Source organism: Pseudomonas sp. PS02302, from assembly GCF_029959585.1.
Classification (GTDB): Bacteria; Pseudomonadota; Gammaproteobacteria; order Pseudomonadales; family Pseudomonadaceae; genus Chryseomonas; species Chryseomonas aestiva.
This window is the reverse complement of the sequence record NZ_JASCON010000017.1, coordinates 28,138-44,500: the sequence shown is the minus strand read 5'-3', so window position 1 is coordinate 44,500 and position 16,363 is coordinate 28,138. Positions and strand designations below refer to the sequence as shown.

The following is a 16,363-nucleotide window of genomic DNA, read 5'->3' as shown; positions in this document are numbered from 1 at the left end:
CGGGTTCGCCCGACTTGGCCCGCGCCTTGCTCAGGATCGGAGCGCCGCTCTTCCTACAAGAACAAACAGGAGACCCACCATGCGCTACGCAGCTCCCGGCACCCAAGACGCCCTGCTGACCCTGCAGGCCCGCTACGGCAACTACATCGGCGGCGAATTCGTCGCCCCGGTGAAAGGCCAGTACTTCACCAACACCTCCCCGGTGAACGGCTCGGTGATCGGTGAATTCCCCCGCTCCGACGCCGCCGACATCGAACGCGCCCTGGACGCCGCCCATGCCGCCGCCGATGCCTGGGGCCGCACCTCGGTGCAGGACCGCTCGCTGATCCTGCTCAAGATCGCCGACCGCATCGAACAGAATCTGGAAAAACTGGCCGTCGCCGAGACCTGGGACAACGGCAAGGCGGTGCGCGAGACGCTCAACGCCGACGTGCCCCTGGCCGCCGATCACTTCCGCTACTTCGCCGGCTGCATCCGCGCCCAGGAAGGCAGCGCCGCCGAGATCAACGACAACACCGCCAGCTACCATTTCCACGAGCCGCTGGGCGTGGTCGGCCAGATCATTCCCTGGAACTTCCCGCTGCTGATGGCCGCCTGGAAGCTGGCCCCGGCGCTGGCCGCCGGCAACTGCGTGGTGCTCAAGCCCGCCGAGCAGACCCCGCTGTCCATCACCCTGTTCGTCGAGATGGTCGGCGACCTGCTGCCGCCCGGCGTGCTCAACGTGGTGCAGGGCTATGGCAAGGAGGCCGGCGAGGCCCTGGCCACCAGCACCCGCATCGCCAAGATCGCCTTCACCGGCTCCACCCCGGTGGGTTCGCACATCCTCTCCTGCGCGGCCAAGAACATCATTCCCAGCACCGTGGAACTGGGCGGCAAGTCGCCCAACATCTACTTCGAAGACATCATGCAGGCCGAGCCGAGCTTCATCGAGAAGGCCGCCGAGGGTCTGGTACTGGGCTTCTTCAACCAGGGCGAGGTCTGTACCTGCCCCTCGCGCGCCCTGGTACAGGAATCCATCTACGCCCCCTTCATGGAAGCGGTGATGAAGAAGATCGCCCAGATCAAGCGCGGCGATCCACTGGACACCGAGACCATGGTCGGTGCCCAGGCCTCCCAGCAGCAATTCGAGAAGATCGTCTCCTACCTGGAGATTGCCCGCGAGGAAGGCGCCGAATTCCTCACCGGCGGCAACGTCGAGAAACTGCAGGGTGATCTGGCCAGCGGCTATTACATCCAGCCGACCCTGCTCAAGGGCCACAACAAGATGCGCGTCTTCCAGGAAGAGATCTTCGGCCCGGTGATCGGCGTCACCACCTTCAAGGACGAAGCCGAGGCCCTGGCCATCGCCAACGACACCGAGTTCGGCCTCGGCGCCGGCGTCTGGACCCGCGACATCAACCGCGCCTACCGCATGGGCCGCGGCATCAAGGCCGGCCGCGTCTGGACTAACTGCTACCATCTCTATCCTGCCCATGCTGCCTTCGGCGGCTACAAGAAATCCGGCGTCGGCCGTGAAACCCACAAGATGATGCTCGACCACTACCAGCAGACCAAGAATCTGCTGGTCAGCTACGACATCAATCCGCTGGGCTTCTTCTAGAGGCGACCTGTAGACCCCGGGGTGCGGCCGCCACTGGCGTTACCCCAGGGTCAAGGTCGCTCCGCGAAGACGACGCCTGGATCGCGCGCCTCAGCAGGACGTCGGGGCGCGCCTCCCGCCTGACCTGGATCAACACCCCCTCCCCGTGGGTGGCCGACGCTAGACGCAGCGGCCGCCCGTGGTGGACAGGTGCGTCCTGGCGCAGGCCCCGTCTGGCTTCATCCACGCATCATGCCTCCATGAGGGACTCGTCATGCCTAAAACAATGAAAGCCGCTGTCGTCACCGCCTTTGGCAAACCCCTGGAATTCCGCGAAGTCGAGGTGCCCACCCCGGGTGCCGGCCAGGTACTGGTCAAGATCGCCGCCAGCGGCGTCTGCCACACCGATCTGCATGCCGCCCAGGGCGATTGGCCGGTCAAGCCCAATCCACCCTTCATCCCCGGTCACGAAGGCGTCGGCCATGTGGTGGCGGTGGGCGCCGGGGTCACCCATGTCAAGGAAGGCGACCGGGTCGGGGTGCCCTGGCTGTATTCCACCTGCGGTCATTGCGAGCATTGCCTGGGCGGCTGGGAGACCCTCTGCGAGTCCCAGCAGAACACCGGCTATTCGGTGAACGGCGGCTTCGCCGAATACACCCTGGCCGATGCCGGCTACGTCGGCCGCCTGCCGGACAACGTCGGCTTCGTCGAGATCGCGCCCATCCTCTGCGCCGGGGTCACCGTCTACAAGGGCCTGAAGATGACCGACACCCGCCCGGGCAACTGGGTGGTGATCTCCGGCATCGGCGGCCTCGGCCACATGGCGGTGCAGTACGCCCGAGCCATGGGCCTGAACGTGGCGGCGGTGGATGTGGACGACCGGAAGCTCGACCTCGCCCGCCGCCTGGGCGCCGAGGTCACCGTCAACGCCCGCGAGCAGGACCCGGCGGCCTACCTGAAGAAGGAGATCGGCGGCGCCCACGGCGCCCTGGTCACGGCGGTGTCGCCCAAGGCCTTCGAGCAGGCCATCGGCATGACCCGCCGCGGCGGCACCATCGCCCTCAACGGCCTGCCGCCGGGTGACTTCCCGCTGTCGATCTTCGACATGGTGCTCAACGGCACCACGGTGCGTGGCTCCATCGTCGGCACCCGCCTGGACCTGCAGGAGGCGCTGGACTTCGCCGGCGAAGGCAAGGTCAAGGCCACGGTGAGCGCCGAACCGCTGGAGAACATCAACGACATCTTCGCCCGCATGCACGGCGGCGGTATCGAGGGTCGGGTGGTGATCGACATGGCGCTGGGCTGAGAACCAGCGCGCCACTCCCGCGTCGGCCCCGGCGCGGGAGTGAACCTTTCGCCTACCCTGACCTCTGAGCGGCTGGCGTTTTTTCCCGGCGCCGATCTCGACCAGGCCACAAACGCTGGCCCCGGCTGCCCTTATAATCGCCGCCGGACCCTCGCAACTACGGTAGGCACGCCCCATGGAATTCAACCCGATCGATCTGATCCTGCACCTCGACGTCTATCTCAGCGGGTTGGTAGCCCAGTACGGCACCTGGATCTACGTCATTCTCTTCGCCGTGATCTTCTGCGAGACGGGTCTGGTGGTCATGCCCTTCCTGCCCGGCGACTCCCTGCTGTTCATCGCCGGCGCCCTCTCCGCCCTCGGCGACATGGACCCCTATCTGCTCGCCGGCCTGCTGATGTTCGCCGCGGTGGCGGGCGACAGCACCAACTACCTGATCGGCCGCTTCGCCGGCGACAAGCTGTTCAGCAACCCCCATTCCAAGATCTTCCGCCGCGACTACCTGCTGCGCACCCAGGCCTTCTACGAGCACCACGGTGGCAAGACCATCACCCTGGCGCGCTTCCTGCCCATCATCCGCACCTTCGCCCCCTTCGTCGCCGGCGTAGGCCGCATGCACTATCCCTACTTCCTCGCCTACAGCGTGCTCGGCTCGCTGCTCTGGGTCGGCGGTCTGGTGAGCCTGGGCTACTTCTTCGGCAACGTGCCCTTCATCAAGCAGAATCTCACCCTGATGGTGCTGGCCATCATCGGTATCTCCCTGCTGCCGATGATCCTCGGCCTGATCAAGAGCCGGCGCGCCGCGGTCCAGAGCGGAGTCTGAGTCCTTGGGTTTCTGGCGCGCCTGGCGCGAACGGCGCCTGCTGGAGCGGGTCGCCATCGCCGACGAGCTCTGGGCGCGCCTACGTCAGCGCCTGCCGATCCTCGATGGCCTGAGTGCCGCGGAGGACACCTGGCTGCGCGAGCACTGCGTGCTGTTTCTCGCCGAGAAGCGCCTGACCCTGCTCCAGGGCCTGGAACTGGATGACGGCGATCGCCTGCTGCTGGCCGCCCAGGCCCTGCTGCCGCTGCTGCACCTGCCGGAAGCGGCGCTCTATCCCAATGTCCGCGAGATCGTCGTCTACCCCGACGCCTTCGTCAGCCCGCAGCGCCATCGCGACGAAGGTGGCCTGGAACACGAGTGGGACGAGGAACGCGACGGCGAAGCCTGGGATCGCGGCCAGGTGGTGCTGGCCTGGCCCGGCATCCAGGCCAGTGGTGGCTGGGAAGCCTACAACCTGGTCATCCACGAATTCGCCCATCTCATCGATCTGCTCGCCGGCGGCCTGTGCAACGGCCAGCCGCCGCTGCACGAAGGCATGCCCCAGGCGGCCTGGACCAGCGCCCTGCAAGGCGCCTATGACGACCTCAATCGCCAGCTCGACGCCGATCCGGACGCCGAGACCTCGCTCGACCCCTATGCGGCGGAAAGCCCCGAGGAATTCTTCGCCGTCGCCTGCGAGTATTTCTTCAGTGCGCCCGACCTGCTCAGCGAACACTATCCGGCCGTCTACGGACAGCTGCAGCAGCTGTTCCGCCAGGACCCGCGCAGCCGTCTCGCCGCTAGCCTGGCGAGCGTGCAACAGCCGACACCCCCGGGGTCCGAGGCTCGAACCCCGATCTGAAAGCGCCTATACTCCCGGCCACTTTTCCCAACCGACCAGAGGGACCCGTTCATGAGCTACAGCAAGATTCCCGCCGGCAAAGACTTGCCGAACGACATCTACGTCGCCATCGAGATTCCGGCCAACCACGCGCCGATCAAGTACGAGATCGACAAGGACAGCGACGCCCTCTTCGTCGACCGTTTCATGGCCACCCCCATGTTCTACCCGGCCAACTACGGCTACATCCCCAACACCCTGGCCGACGATGGCGATCCCCTGGACGTGCTGGTCGTGACCCCCTACCCGGTCGCTCCCGGCGCCGTGATCCGTGCCCGTCCGGTCGGCGTGCTGCACATGACCGACGAAGCCGGCGGTGACGCCAAGCTGATCGCCGTCCCCCACGACAAGCTGAGCGTCCTGTACAAGGACGTGAAGGAATACACCGACCTGCCGGCCCTGCTGCTGGAGCAGATCAAGCACTTCTTCGAGAACTACAAGGATCTGGAGAAGGGCAAGTGGGTCAAGGTCGAAGGCTGGGGCGACGCCGACGCCGCCCGCGCCGAGATCACCAAGGCCGTGGCCGCCTACAAGGGCTGATCCACGCTCCTTTGGAAAAGCCCGGCTCGCCGGGCTTTTCTGTTTCCGGACGTCACACCGGGCACACCGGGCTTCCTATCCGGCGGCAAAGCGACTACCCTGCACCCCTCGTCGCCATCCGCGACCCTGCGCCGATCCGCCATCTGCCGATCGCCGCCGGAGGCCCCAGGCCTCTTTCTCATCTGCCCGGCAAGGGCAACCCGGGCGGGCCGGGCTCACCAAAAATCAGCTCAACCCGCCCTCTAAAGCCGGCCACAAGCCGGCTTTTTTGTTGTCCGAAGAAATCTATCGACATCCAAAAAGGCTAGCAACCATGCGGCTTACAGCTTAGCATTCGTCCAAGGAGATCCACCGAGGACCTACAAAATCCACGACCAAGGTGTGGGTCAGAATGTGGGTCCAGGGGTGTGGTTAGAGGAGGAGCAATGGGTAAGCTGACCAGTAAGACCGTGGAGTCGATCGTCAAAGCTGCAACACCAGGCAAGACCAACGATGGCGACGGCCTCTACTTCCAGGTCTCCAGGAGCGGCGGTACAAGCTGGATCTTCCGCTACAAGCTCGACGGCCGAAGCCGAGAAATGGGGTTAGGGCCCTTCCCTGCCGTTACCCTTAGCCAAGCCCGTCAGTTGGCCGCTGACCAGCGCAAGCTGCTTGCCTTAGGGAGCGACCCACTCGCATCCCGCGATGCGGCCAAGGAAGCCAAGCGCGAGGCAGAGCGCCAAGCCGCAGCACGTCGTATTACGTTCGAGGATCTGTCTCGCGACTACCAGCAGGCACACGGGGGCAGCTGGTCTGAGAAATGGCGGAAAGGCTGGCTACGTAAGCTGGAGCTCTACGCCTTCCCAGCCATGGGTAAATTGCCTGCGGACACCATAGGTACTGACCAAGTGCTGGCTGTCTTGCGCCCCATCTGGGCGACCAAGACTCGCACCGCCGATGAAGTCCGCGGCCAGATCGAACAGATACTGGATGCAGCCAAAGCCCGGCGCCTGCGCGAGGGGGAAAATCCTGCCCGCTGGCGCGGTCACCTAGATAACCTGCTGAGCAAAGCAGAGAAAAAGAAGGCCAGGCAGCGCCAGCACTTCCCAGCATTGCAATGGCAAGACACTCCAAAGCTGATAGCTGCCCTGGCCAAAATCGAGACGCGTGACGCCGTCGCCACCAGGCTGCTGATCTTAACCGGCGCGCGCCACCATATGATCCAACATGCTCAATGGTCTGAATTCGACCTCAAAGCAGGAGCCTGGGCTCTACCTGCTGAGCGGATGAAGATGCGGAAACGCTTCGTCATTCCTCTGCCACGTCAGGCCATCGAAGTGCTGGAGATACTGAATAGTAATCATTCGATATATCTATTTCCCGGACGGGGAAAGAGCGGCGTCATGCACAGCAATGCAATACGCAATCTGCTGCACAAGCTGGGGTATGAAGACATCACAAGACACGGCTTCCGGTCCACCTTTCGGGACTGGGCAAATGAGTGCACAAACTACCCAAGAGAGGTTTGCGAGCTTGCGCTTGCCCACGATGAGCGCGATCAGACAGAGGCAGCCTATTCACGGTCCGATCTTCTCGAAAAACGCAGAGCGCTGATGACGGACTGGGCAAATTTCTGCACGAACGCGCAGTAAAACAGGAAGCACGAATGGCACTTCCAATCTTTAGTAAAACATCGAAGCTTTTGAAAAGTTCGACCACCACCTTTTGGTGGTTAGTATTTCGCTCGCCACGCTTTTTCAAGCGTTAATTTTGGAGACTTGGGCTTTGAGAATCATAGTCAGACTCAGCCGGCGCTTAGTAAAAGTTTTATATCTACCCATTTTCGGAGCAGGCTCAGGCGCTTTGATAGAGTGATTCCACATGCCTAACACAACAATCTCGTCGTCTTTCTGAATACCTTTCAGCCAGGCTGATTCACGCGCCCATATACTTACTTCAAGTCCAACGCCGTTGGCTGGATCGTCAGAATCAGCTCGAAATTTATTCATCTGCAAATTTATGACGTTCTGAGCCTTATTACCATTAATTGCAGTTCTTATGCTACTAACGGCTCCTTGAATAGCGATAGGATGCGAGACTGTATTTTTTGAGATAGCGTGAAATGCCTCCATGTGCCGATCGGGCTCGAAATAAAATTGACTCCAAGACACCTTCACATTGCCTTCGAATACCAGCTCTAAATATTGCTCGATATCGTGATCATTGTTGCATAAAGCACGAAGCTTCAGAGCTCGTTTAGCCGAATTGATATAGGCGGGGAGCAGACCAGGATTGTGAGTATATATTCTACCAGCTTTGGCTCTAGCTGCGTCATCATCGAGGGGTGGTACAAAACCTTTTTCCAGCGCTTCTTTGATCATGACCAAGCGCATACGGTATCGGTTGTGCTGAATGCTCTCGATCAGATCTTCGGATGTCTTCGCAATTTCTTTGATTTCCTCATCCACGCCGAATCGACAGCTAGAAGTGTGAGCACCCTTTGGTAATAGACGAAAGTACCCCTGAACAAAGACAGGCTTGTCATACATTTCTTTTGTGTAAGGCGGATTATGGGCAACATGAGTACCACACTTGCATCGCAATGGCTCGGCGCCCGTACCTTTGACATACGTGTCCGCCTCCCACCTCACACCATTCTGATCGAAGGCGTGATCCATCTTGATACCCATGAAAGCTCCTTTTTTAAATCTCCACCCACGTTTACTCGCGATTCTTCATTGAAATAAATTCGAGGCCTCATCCGAGCGCAGCGAACTCTCACTTGACTAATCGCAACCCAACTCCACTACGAGTTTCAAAAGCCCTAGCTTCGCCATTACCGGCAATAGCCACAGGTGCAATCCCGAACAAAATTGGAGTCAAATCTGCAGATAGAACATCCAGCTCTAGGGCAATTGCGCTGAGCGATTTTCCTTGATCTCGGGCGAGCCCCAATACTTTCTGCAGCACTTGCGAAGTCTCTCGGGGTGAAGGGGCAGGCTCTTTGATTCTTGCTCCCATGGCGGCAAGCTCAACACAAAAACTACGATATACCCACTCGGTCAAGACTCCGACTTTGCCTAAGCGAAAAGCGAGAGCCATAGCAGAAACGTTCCAGATTTTCTTCATCTTTATTACGTCTGCCACTGATCTACATTTCCATCCCTGAGCCAAGATGGTCTGCTTGGGCATTAGAAACGCAGAGGCGAAGGCATTTGCCTCATTTTCGACGTCTTTCCCCTTGTTCTCGCCATGCCTATGTAAAATCAAATGTCCTAGCTCATGAGCAGCATCGAATCGGCTGGCCTCAGCTGATTTCTGAGTATTCAAAAATACAAAAGGTGTTACGCCTCGACGCCAGCAAGAAAATGCGTTGACCTGACTTGTTTCCTCGGCAAGGGAAAAAACACGGACACCTTTCGACTCAAGAAGATGAACCATGTTCTTTATGGGTAGTACTCCCAGCCCCCACTCCGCACGCACAGCCTCCGCAGCTGCCTCGGGATCTATACCAGCGCAATCTGGAACAGACGCTTCTGGCAGATGAAATTTTCTATCGATCCAGTCACTGAGCATATAGGCAATGCCGCCCGCTGCGAGAGCTGCATTCCTCTGCCCAGCAGTCATACGGGAGAAAGAACGAAAACTTGCGTTCTCATCAGTGGGCGCGTCTACGTCGACACCACTAAAAAAGGGCAGCGGAAAGCTAAGAGCTTGGGCAATACTGCTCAAACTCTCGTGCGAAGGAACTAAATCACCACTTTCATACAGAGATATCGTTTTGCCACTTAAGGATGTGGCATCTGCTAGCGATTTTTTTGTCCACCCGCGGCGCTGGCGGGCGAGTACTAGTCGGGCCGGATTGAAATTGCTGGTCTCAGTCATGATCTCGGTGTGATAGAAATTTCGATATCGGAAGTTGCATCGGACCCCAGGTCTATCTCTGGAGCTTCTACAATAAGCGCCGGCATGATAAAACGCGGATTCCAATCGTCAACTTTTCCGTTTTCGCCAATATTAATTGGACGAGAGAGCTCGTAATGAACAGTGCGATTCCCGAGGTCAACGTAAAACAGAAGGATCCAGAGTGTCTGCTCCCCCTGCTGATCATCGATGAACACTTGTCTACTGCGTCGCTCTACAGGGAACAGGTCCGCTTGCCGAGCGTTATAAGACACACTTTTAGTCGTGCGATTGCCGCGCTTGTTCCGGGTCTGCGGACCTTTGGCGTACGGATTGCCAGTATTGCTGTCACCGCAAGCAACCGTCACGGCATGTTTGCCATCGGGAGAAACAACGCGTGGCTGATTGCTTGGATCTGCAGGTTTCCATCCCTTAGGAAGCATCTGCTGCCTAAAAGCTTCAGTTCCAAAAATCCAAGCCAAGGTGCCATCAGCCCCCTTAGGCTGAAGGGGGCCTGCCAAAGACGCCGACCGAAAGCACTGCAACGCTGTAGCCTCCAGATCAGCAGCAGTTACGCCTAGCAATTGCTCAATGGCCTGCTCGGGAGGAAGGTCGGCTATACGACGGACATGATTGCTTGGCGCCATGACTAATCTCTCGTGTCGAGTTCCTTTTTTTATACATCGCTTGATGTGTAAAAACAAGAACATCTTGCAACTCGAAAAAATCTTAGCCTCACATTACTGCCATGACATCACCATTAAAAAGGCTTGCCCTATGTCATTGCAGTGGCCCCCAAATGCCACTCCCCCAAGGTCGCCCCCCTCCATCCCGCCATGAAAGCCGGCGCCGCTATCGGCACAGTCGGTGGTGTAGCACGCGGTGTCAGCGCTGCCCTGGCCGGCGGCCAGACCGGTGCAGTCCTCGGTGCTATTGCTGGGCCAGTCGGCATTACGCTTGGATCCGTATCGGGCGCCATCCTCGGCGGCATGGGCGGCTGTGCCCTCGGCGCTCAGCTCGGTGAATCGCTCGACCGCCACGTCCTAGCCAACAACCTCTGCCTGCTCTGCGGTCACCGCTTCAACTTGCCGGCCTGATCGGCACCCTTCGCTTTCATCTCACTAGTCCGGTCGGTGCTGCGCCTCGCGCAGCGCTTTATGCCGGCGTGCACCAAAAGGAATCGCTCACATGGCACATCTCGTCGACACCATGGCCTACGCTGGTGCCACCCCGTGGCATGGCCTAGGCAATCAGCTCACTCAGAAGCAGCCCATCGAAGTCTGGCAACGCGAAGCCGGCATGGACTGGCAGATCCTCGAAAGTCCTGTGCACTTCAAATCGGATGCGGTCGGTCACCTGGGTGCTATCTACTCGTTCCCCGAGCAGAAGGTGCTGTTCCGCTCCGACACCAAGGCGCCGCTCTCTGTCGTCTCCCAGCGCTATCAGACGGTGCAGCCGCGCGAGGTTCTGGAGTTCTACCGCGACCTGACCGAAGTCTCAGGCTATCAATTGGAAACAGCGGGCGTACTCAAGGAAGGTCGCAAGTTCTGGGCCCTTGCGCGGACGGGACAAAGCATGACCTTGAAAGGGAATGACCAGGTCAACGGCTACCTACTCTTGGCCACCTCTTGCGATGGCACCCTGGCGACGACTGCGACACCCACCACGGTCAGGGTGGTATGCAACAACACGCTCAGCATCGCTATGAATGGCGCCACCCAGGCGATCAAGGTTCCCCACAGCACGCGGTTCGACCCTATGGCCGTGAAGAAACAGCTCGGTATCGCCGTCGCGGGCTGGGATGAGTTCATGTATCGCCTGCGGCGGCTGGCCGATCGCAAGGTAGGCGATGCCGAGTCGACGGGCTTTTTCATGCGGGTGCTCTGTGATTCAGCCGGGAGCAGTCATACCCAGGGTGTGCTTCCCAATGAGCGGGCCCTGAGAACGGTGCAAGCCCTGTACGAGGGACGAGGTCGCGGCGCGGTCCTTGAGTCCGCACAAGGGACCGCCTGGGGCCTGCTCAACGCGGTCACCGAGTTCGTCGATCACGAACGGCGGGCACGAAGTTCTGAGTATCGGCTCGACTCGGCCTGGTTTGGCCAAGGTGGTGAGCTCAAGCAACGGGCACTGTCGGCCGCACTCGACCTGGTGGCCTGACGGTATTCCCCCCCTAGCTACTGGCCACGGCATTCCTCCGGCCGCGCCAACGCCATTCCAGATTCGCAGCACTGTTCCCTACCTTCTGACAACGCGCTCAGGCAGCTTCGTGCCGGCTGAGCCCTCTATGCCGCATAGGAGACTGCTCATGAGTCGTTCATCCCTGATCACCCAGCAACGCCCTCGCCCAACCCTCCACCTCGTCACCACCGCTACGGACTCTCGCCTTGCAGCTCCTGCAGCTCGACCTGTGAGGCTCTGCAGCCAAGACGCTGCAGCGGCCCTGGGGCTGGATCCGGACAAATCTCAGCTGGATCTTTGGCTCGAGAAAACCGGACGGCGAACGGCCGCTCTGGAGAACGATCTTCGGGACGACAGTACTCCGGCATTCTGGCAAAGCGTGCTCGAGCCCATCATTGCCTGGCGCTACAGCAGGAGCACCGGCCGCAAGGTTCGGCGCTACAGCCGGGAGGTGTCCCATGCCTCGCCCGATCTGGCCTGGATGGCTGCCCGCGTTGAACGCGAAGTGCTGAATGACGAAGACGTCCAGTTGCTGGTGTGCAAGGCGGTGGGCGCCAGCGAAGTCCATCTCTGGCAGGAAGGCGTGCCCGTAGCCATGCGTCTGCAAGTCATGCACCTACTGGCAGTGGCAGGCAAATACGCGGCTGACGTGGCAGTACTGCTGGGTGGTCAGCAGTGGCAGATCCATCGTATCGAGCGCGATGAAGCCAGCATCGCGCAGCTGATCGAAGGAGAGCGTCAGTTCTGGCACTACGTGGACACGGATCGTCCGCCGCCAGCCGATGGCTCCGCCTCTGCAGGTAAGGCACTTGCGCGCCTGTATCCGCAGGACTCAGGCGCGCGGCGTGACTTTCGCCAGCAAGCCGGTCTGCTTGCCATCTATCTGGAGCTGAAGCTGGTGCGCCAAGCACTCCAGGCCAAACAAGCGCGAGCAGCAGAACTCGAGCAGCGTCTGCAACAGGCCTTGGGCGACGCCACCTACGGGGATTTCCCGCATGGATCCATTCGATGGCAACGGGGCCAGGACCGCACTGTGCCCGATGTCGAGCGCCTGCTGCAGGATCAGCCAGAGCTGCTGGAGCGTTACGCCAAACACCTGCCAGGAGAGCGGCAGTTCTTCATCAATTGAAGGCGGTACCACTGCCCTCTCCGCCTCAGCTTTCGCTTTTTGAAACCTAACCTTTGTCGCGAGACCTCTCATGTTTGCGAGCAAACTTAAGGCCGGCGAAACCGCTGGCAGCTATCTCATCGACTCTCCGGTAACCGAAGCCGACATTCTCGGTATCGCGAGGCAACTCGTTGCCCAGCGATTGAGCAAGGGCAGCAGTTTGACCGAGCCCCAGCAGGTCATTGCCCATCTGCAGACGCTACTCATCCAGCAAGAGCGAGAAGTCTTCGCCCTTCTGCTGCTCGACAGCAAGCATCGCGTGATCTGCTACGAGGAGTTGTTCCAAGGCACCCTGGATGCGGCGAGTGTCTATCCGCGCGAGGTGGTGAAAACCGTGCTGCGCCACAACGCGGCGGCGGTGATCCTGGTACATAACCACCCATCGGGAGATCCGGAGCCAAGCCAGGCAGACCGTCGTCTCACCCAAACGCTCAAGGAGCTGCTGAACCTGGTGGGTACCCGCACCCTGGACCACATTATAGTGGGACACGAGGGCTGCGTTTCGATGGCGGATTTGGGCTTGGTCTAGCTTTCGCGATTTGCTCTGCCTGCTTCACAGCCCCCGCTGACAACTAGCGATCCCTGCACTCCACCAGCACGTCTCCTCGTTTCTGCTCAAGCCGCCGGACCGAGCGTGTCGATCTCGGCGATCTTCTGCAACTCGGCGAGATAGTCCTGCTGGTGGAGCGCTAGCCAGCGAACCACCCGATTGTTCGCTAGGAGTTTGGCGATGTATCCGCGGGCAACGGTCAAATGCAGATTATCGATGCCATAGGTCTCCTCGACCGATTTAACCTGAGTCTGGAGTGCTGCCAGTTCGCGCTCCATGCGCGCAATCTGTTGCCCTGAAGGCGTTGGTTTGCCGCCGCCCTTGCCCTTCTTGGCTATAGCGAGCTGATTTTCGGGTGTGGCCGCGCGCAAAGCTCGGGCAAACATCACTGTGAAATTGTTCTGGCCGATCATGAGATCAGCAGCTTCAATCTGCCTCATAGGCGACATCTGACGAAGGATGTCGAACACTTTCATCGAGCACGGCGTGTCTTTCAGCATTTCGGCTGCCTCAGGACTGATCCCGTCGAGCAGCCGGAAACGGCGCAGCACCGACTCGACCTGAAGGCCTAGAGCGGCGGCAATGTCGACTGATGGCACCCCCCGGTCCATCGCGCGCACTATCATTCGGTGCTCCTGGATCGGCGGGATGCGATTGACGCGCTTGTTGTAAGTATAGGTGTCGTCGTCAGCGGCAAGCAGGCACTCGACTTCCGCGATGCCGAGTTCTTTCAGCGCCTCCAGCCGAAGGTGGCCGTCGAGAAGGAACCAAGTCCCGGCATTCTTTGCGTCGGCCATGACTACGAGCGCTTCGATCAGGCCGATCGCCTCTATCGAACTCAGAACCTGCGAGTAGGAGCGACTCTCTTTAGCGCCGGCCGGCAACGTCTTTAACGGAACAATGGCCGCGACGGGTATCGTCAGGAAATCTCGATCGAAGGCGAGGTGGATGCGACCGTCGTCTCTATCCTTAGGGTAGTCAACCATGCTCCCCTCCAAATACCCTAATTTGGAGCGCTTTCGGCATGGTATCTAAACCTTCCGCGCGCAGCAGATTGGTGAAGCCGTCATTAGAGACCAGATCCTTCAGCGCCTCGACGACGAATAGCAGCCGGGTCTGAGTGAAGTTAGACTTTTTGACGAGCAGGCGTTGCTTTTCGGCCTCACGTTGATAGACCTGCATGAGATCGGCAGCCGTCATCCGGCGGACGCCTGTACCTTTCCGACCCAGCCGCCCAGCGGGCAACCCGCCTTTGTACTGGCTGCGCAATCTCATTTCGAGCAGGCGACGAACTGCGGCGAGCTTCTTACCCCGAAGTTTGCCGGTCTCGTAAGCGTCAAGCAGCAGACCCTGCGCCTCTTCCGTCTCGGCCTTGGAAATTTCCATCGCCAGTGTGATCGGAATGAGCCCGCTCTCAACGGCTGACACTAAACGTTCCTCGCCGCGCTCGAGCAGAGAGGCAATCATGTTCACCCAAGACGCCCCGACGCCGATCTTTTCTGCTATGGCCGCGTCGCTGAAGCCGCGAGACCGTAGTGCGCCGATCTCCTTTACGAGGTCAATTGGGCGGGGGGTGCGCCGGGCGATGTTCTCGACCAGACTCATCACGAGGCAGTCTTTCTCGCTGGCCTCGATCACCACCGCTGGAATCTCGGTCTGGCCCAACATCTGAAAGGCTTCAAGCCGACCTTCGCCGCAAACGAGATCGTATCTTGGCCCGCCTGCGCCATCACGGCGGCTCACCGTGATTGGCCGCTTCAGACCGATGGCCTCGATGTTATTTACGATCTCCCGATGCTGGCGCTTGTTACGCGCTCGCGGATTTAAAACCGTGATCCGGGAGATAGGGATCATTTCAATCCGGTTTGGTCGGATGGCAGGCATCAGACGGCCTCCTCGAGACGTATAGGTGTAGCAATGTCGTAGAGAAGATTAAGGTTGTCGAAACGATAGGCATCGAGCCCCAGCGCATTATCCTCTCCCAGCCGTAGCTTCTCGGAGAGCAAGTCGATACGGGGAAACAGGTAGTAGTCCAACGGCGCGCGATTGCTGATGTCCATCCGCATGACGATCGTAATATCGGGCGCAAGCGAAGTATCGAAGTGCAAGTTCCACCGAAGAAGCCCGGTCGTGGTCTCCATGCAGCGAGCCACCACCAAGGAAAGGCTGAACTCACCGTTGACGATCACCCTGTCAGTCTGCAGGTCCTGCCGGACATCGCTGCCCGCGGACCGCAGTCCTTCGAGCACCTCACGGAGAATGCCGGGATGGAGCTTACGCAGCTCGCGGTTGATTTCTACGTAGCAATAATCCCGATTCGGCGTGAAGCCGACCAGGCCATAGGCACGAAGCAGACTACCAAAGCGAGAGCTATATGCGCTGCTGGATGGCATGCCGTCGCATTCGTCAATGACGATGCCGGAGAGCAGACCGCGTTGTTGATAGAGCTCCCTGAGAGACTGCAGCATTTCATCGTCGCTTAATCGGAACGAGCGCGCGCCTATAATGGCCCTCGCTGCCTCGAACAACTCGCGCTCGACGACAGCCGCGAAAGCACCCTGCGCTCTGATCCACATTGCAGGATCATTTTGGACGCGTTTTTTCTTCAGCTTGAAAGATCGGCGATTCCATACGTTGTCGCCAACATACTTTTCATTGATGAGAATCTGGTGGACGGTCCCCCTCGTCCAGTTCCGTCCAAGGTCGGTGGAAATACCCCGCCTGTTCAGATCGGTCGCAATCTCGCTTTCGGTGTATCTATGAAAAACGAATGCCTGATAAATCTCGCGGACCAGATCGACTTCGTCTGCAGGCCCGAGCGTTAGGATCACCCGATCGGTCTGGATGCTCTTCTGCTCACCTCGCTCGAGAGATCCTTTGGTGGCCCCATGCTCGTCGATCAGAGTCCGCCGCAGGCCGAAGCCCGCCGGTCCACCCTGACGATAGCCCTTCTCAATCAGCCGGCCCTGACCCGCGAAAACCTTGGTTGAGAGTTCACGGCTATATTCACCGGCCATCGCGCGCTTGACGCCCTTGACGATAGTGGAGATCGGACTGCCATCATTATCGAATTGCTCAGCACAATACTGCACAGCAATGCCAGCGCGTCGGCAAAGATATTCATAATAGGCGCTCTCGTCAGCATCCTGGAATCGGCCCCAGCGGCTGACGTCATAAACAAGTACCAAGGTGAAATCGGCGATTCCGGACTTCACGTCCTCAATGAGTTGCTGGAGTGCGTCGCGCCCCTCTATCTTGAGGCCGCTCTTACCGGCATCGGCATAGGTCTTGACGATCTCGATCCCTCGGGCCTGGGCATATTGCTTAATTGCGTCCGATTGGTTTTCGGTCGAATACTTTTGATGGTCCGTCGACATGCGCACGTATTCGGCAGCTCGTAGGGGATGGTCTGGTTGACCTGATCGATCATCGTCGTAAAGTCTTCGCTTCATCAACA

Annotated in this window: 16 protein-coding genes; 10 read left to right on the top strand and 6 right to left on the bottom strand. The window is 59.5% G+C overall.

Annotation, left to right across the window (positions count from 1 at the left end; all coding sequences use genetic code 11):
- The first annotated feature begins 79 nt into the window (after positions 1–79).
- The 6 genes from exaC to QMX82_RS08275 all read left to right on the top strand — a co-directional run bounded on the left by exaC (position 80) and on the right by QMX82_RS08275 (position 6,759).
- On the top strand, positions 80–1,600 hold the full coding sequence (exaC, locus tag QMX82_RS08300) for an acetaldehyde dehydrogenase ExaC (RefSeq protein WP_208693003.1): 1,521 nt from the start codon (positions 80–82) through the stop codon (positions 1,598–1,600).
- Between the two features lie 253 nt (positions 1,601–1,853).
- A complete protein-coding gene (gene adhP / locus QMX82_RS08295; RefSeq protein WP_187980973.1) occupies positions 1,854–2,885 on the top strand; it encodes an alcohol dehydrogenase AdhP in 1,032 nt (343 codons plus the stop codon).
- 175 nt (positions 2,886–3,060) lie between these two features.
- The gene (locus QMX82_RS08290) at positions 3,061–3,708 is read left to right on the top strand and encodes a DedA family protein (protein WP_133862356.1); all 648 of its coding nucleotides are present in this window, start codon (positions 3,061–3,063) and stop codon (positions 3,706–3,708) included.
- A 4-nt stretch (positions 3,709–3,712) separates the two neighbouring features.
- Positions 3,713–4,549 (top strand): zinc-dependent peptidase, encoded by an 837-nt coding sequence (locus tag QMX82_RS08285; RefSeq protein ID WP_208693005.1) that lies wholly within the window; start codon positions 3,713–3,715, stop codon positions 4,547–4,549.
- Positions 4,550–4,600: 51 nt separating this feature from the next.
- The gene (gene ppa, locus QMX82_RS08280) at positions 4,601–5,128 is read left to right on the top strand and encodes an inorganic diphosphatase (protein WP_007161198.1); all 528 of its coding nucleotides are present in this window, start codon (positions 4,601–4,603) and stop codon (positions 5,126–5,128) included.
- Positions 5,129–5,553: 425 nt separating this feature from the next.
- Entirely contained in the window at positions 5,554–6,759 is a 1,206-nt protein-coding gene (locus QMX82_RS08275) for a tyrosine-type recombinase/integrase (RefSeq protein WP_282282225.1), read from the top strand.
- A 105-nt stretch (positions 6,760–6,864) separates the two neighbouring features.
- Here the strand turns inward: QMX82_RS08275 and QMX82_RS08270 are convergent, their stop codons facing one another.
- The 3 genes from QMX82_RS08270 to QMX82_RS08260 all read right to left on the bottom strand — a co-directional run bounded on the left by QMX82_RS08270 (position 6,865) and on the right by QMX82_RS08260 (position 9,657).
- Positions 6,865–7,797 (bottom strand): hypothetical protein, encoded by a 933-nt coding sequence (locus tag QMX82_RS08270; protein WP_282282223.1) that lies wholly within the window; start codon positions 7,795–7,797, stop codon positions 6,865–6,867.
- An 88-nt stretch (positions 7,798–7,885) separates the two neighbouring features.
- A complete protein-coding gene (locus QMX82_RS08265) occupies positions 7,886–8,992 on the bottom strand; it encodes a helix-turn-helix domain-containing protein (protein ID WP_282282221.1) in 1,107 nt (368 codons plus the stop codon).
- Positions 8,989–9,657, bottom strand: coding sequence for a hypothetical protein (locus QMX82_RS08260; RefSeq protein WP_282282219.1), 669 nt, complete (start codon positions 9,655–9,657; stop codon positions 8,989–8,991). Before QMX82_RS08260 ends, QMX82_RS08265 begins: the two co-directional genes overlap by 4 nt.
- 189 nt (positions 9,658–9,846) lie before the next feature.
- Between QMX82_RS08260 and QMX82_RS08255 the strand changes: the two genes are divergently transcribed.
- The 4 genes from QMX82_RS08255 to radC all read left to right on the top strand — a co-directional run bounded on the left by QMX82_RS08255 (position 9,847) and on the right by radC (position 12,885).
- A complete protein-coding gene (locus QMX82_RS08255) occupies positions 9,847–10,107 on the top strand; it encodes a hypothetical protein (protein WP_282282217.1) in 261 nt (86 codons plus the stop codon).
- 91 nt (positions 10,108–10,198) lie between these two features.
- Positions 10,199–11,167, top strand: coding sequence for a DUF932 domain-containing protein (locus QMX82_RS08250; RefSeq protein ID WP_282282215.1), 969 nt, complete (start codon positions 10,199–10,201; stop codon positions 11,165–11,167).
- 148 nt (positions 11,168–11,315) lie between these two features.
- A complete protein-coding gene (locus QMX82_RS08245) occupies positions 11,316–12,317 on the top strand; it encodes a YqaJ viral recombinase family nuclease (protein WP_282282213.1) in 1,002 nt (333 codons plus the stop codon).
- A 70-nt stretch (positions 12,318–12,387) separates the two neighbouring features.
- Complete coding sequence (gene radC / locus QMX82_RS08240) at positions 12,388–12,885, top strand: RadC family protein (protein WP_282282210.1); 498 nt, start codon at positions 12,388–12,390, stop codon at positions 12,883–12,885.
- 86 nt (positions 12,886–12,971) lie between these two features.
- Here the strand turns inward: radC and QMX82_RS08235 are convergent, their stop codons facing one another.
- From QMX82_RS08235 to QMX82_RS08225, 3 genes are read right to left on the bottom strand one after another with little or no spacing between them, the layout of a single operon-like run.
- Complete coding sequence (locus QMX82_RS08235) at positions 12,972–13,892, bottom strand: plasmid partitioning protein RepB C-terminal domain-containing protein (protein ID WP_282282208.1); 921 nt, start codon at positions 13,890–13,892, stop codon at positions 12,972–12,974.
- On the bottom strand, positions 13,885–14,790 hold the full coding sequence (locus QMX82_RS08230) for a plasmid partitioning protein RepB C-terminal domain-containing protein (protein ID WP_282282206.1): 906 nt from the start codon (positions 14,788–14,790) through the stop codon (positions 13,885–13,887). The genes QMX82_RS08235 and QMX82_RS08230 overlap by 8 nt, the downstream gene beginning before the upstream one ends.
- The gene (locus QMX82_RS08225) at positions 14,790–16,358 is read right to left on the bottom strand and encodes a recombinase family protein (protein ID WP_282282204.1); all 1,569 of its coding nucleotides are present in this window, start codon (positions 16,356–16,358) and stop codon (positions 14,790–14,792) included. The genes QMX82_RS08230 and QMX82_RS08225 overlap by 1 nt, the downstream gene beginning before the upstream one ends.
- Between the last annotated feature and the right edge of the window lie 5 nt (positions 16,359–16,363).

What these genes read in the sequence shown, in the direction of transcription:
- exaC (WP_208693003.1), top strand. Translation starts at nt 80, where the DNA reads ATGCGCTACGCAGCTCCCGGCACCCAAGACGCCCTGCTGACCCTGCAG.
- adhP (WP_187980973.1), top strand. Translation starts at nt 1,854, where the DNA reads ATGCCTAAAACAATGAAAGCCGCTGTCGTCACCGCCTTTGGCAAACCC.
- QMX82_RS08290 (WP_133862356.1), top strand. Translation starts at nt 3,061, where the DNA reads ATGGAATTCAACCCGATCGATCTGATCCTGCACCTCGACGTCTATCTC.
- ppa (WP_007161198.1), top strand. Translation starts at nt 4,601, where the DNA reads ATGAGCTACAGCAAGATTCCCGCCGGCAAAGACTTGCCGAACGACATC.
- QMX82_RS08275 (WP_282282225.1), top strand. Translation starts at nt 5,554, where the DNA reads ATGGGTAAGCTGACCAGTAAGACCGTGGAGTCGATCGTCAAAGCTGCA.
- QMX82_RS08270 (WP_282282223.1), bottom strand. Translation starts at nt 7,797, where the DNA reads ATGGGTATCAAGATGGATCACGCCTTCGATCAGAATGGTGTGAGGTGG.
- QMX82_RS08265 (WP_282282221.1), bottom strand. Translation starts at nt 8,992, where the DNA reads ATGACTGAGACCAGCAATTTCAATCCGGCCCGACTAGTACTCGCCCGC.
- QMX82_RS08260 (WP_282282219.1), bottom strand. Translation starts at nt 9,657, where the DNA reads ATGGCGCCAAGCAATCATGTCCGTCGTATAGCCGACCTTCCTCCCGAG.
- QMX82_RS08255 (WP_282282217.1), top strand. Translation starts at nt 9,847, where the DNA reads ATGAAAGCCGGCGCCGCTATCGGCACAGTCGGTGGTGTAGCACGCGGT.
- QMX82_RS08250 (WP_282282215.1), top strand. Translation starts at nt 10,199, where the DNA reads ATGGCACATCTCGTCGACACCATGGCCTACGCTGGTGCCACCCCGTGG.
- QMX82_RS08245 (WP_282282213.1), top strand. Translation starts at nt 11,316, where the DNA reads ATGAGTCGTTCATCCCTGATCACCCAGCAACGCCCTCGCCCAACCCTC.
- radC (WP_282282210.1), top strand. Translation starts at nt 12,388, where the DNA reads ATGTTTGCGAGCAAACTTAAGGCCGGCGAAACCGCTGGCAGCTATCTC.
- QMX82_RS08235 (WP_282282208.1), bottom strand. Translation starts at nt 13,892, where the DNA reads ATGGTTGACTACCCTAAGGATAGAGACGACGGTCGCATCCACCTCGCC.
- QMX82_RS08230 (WP_282282206.1), bottom strand. Translation starts at nt 14,790, where the DNA reads ATGCCTGCCATCCGACCAAACCGGATTGAAATGATCCCTATCTCCCGG.
- QMX82_RS08225 (WP_282282204.1), bottom strand. Translation starts at nt 16,358, where the DNA reads ATGAAGCGAAGACTTTACGACGATGATCGATCAGGTCAACCAGACCAT.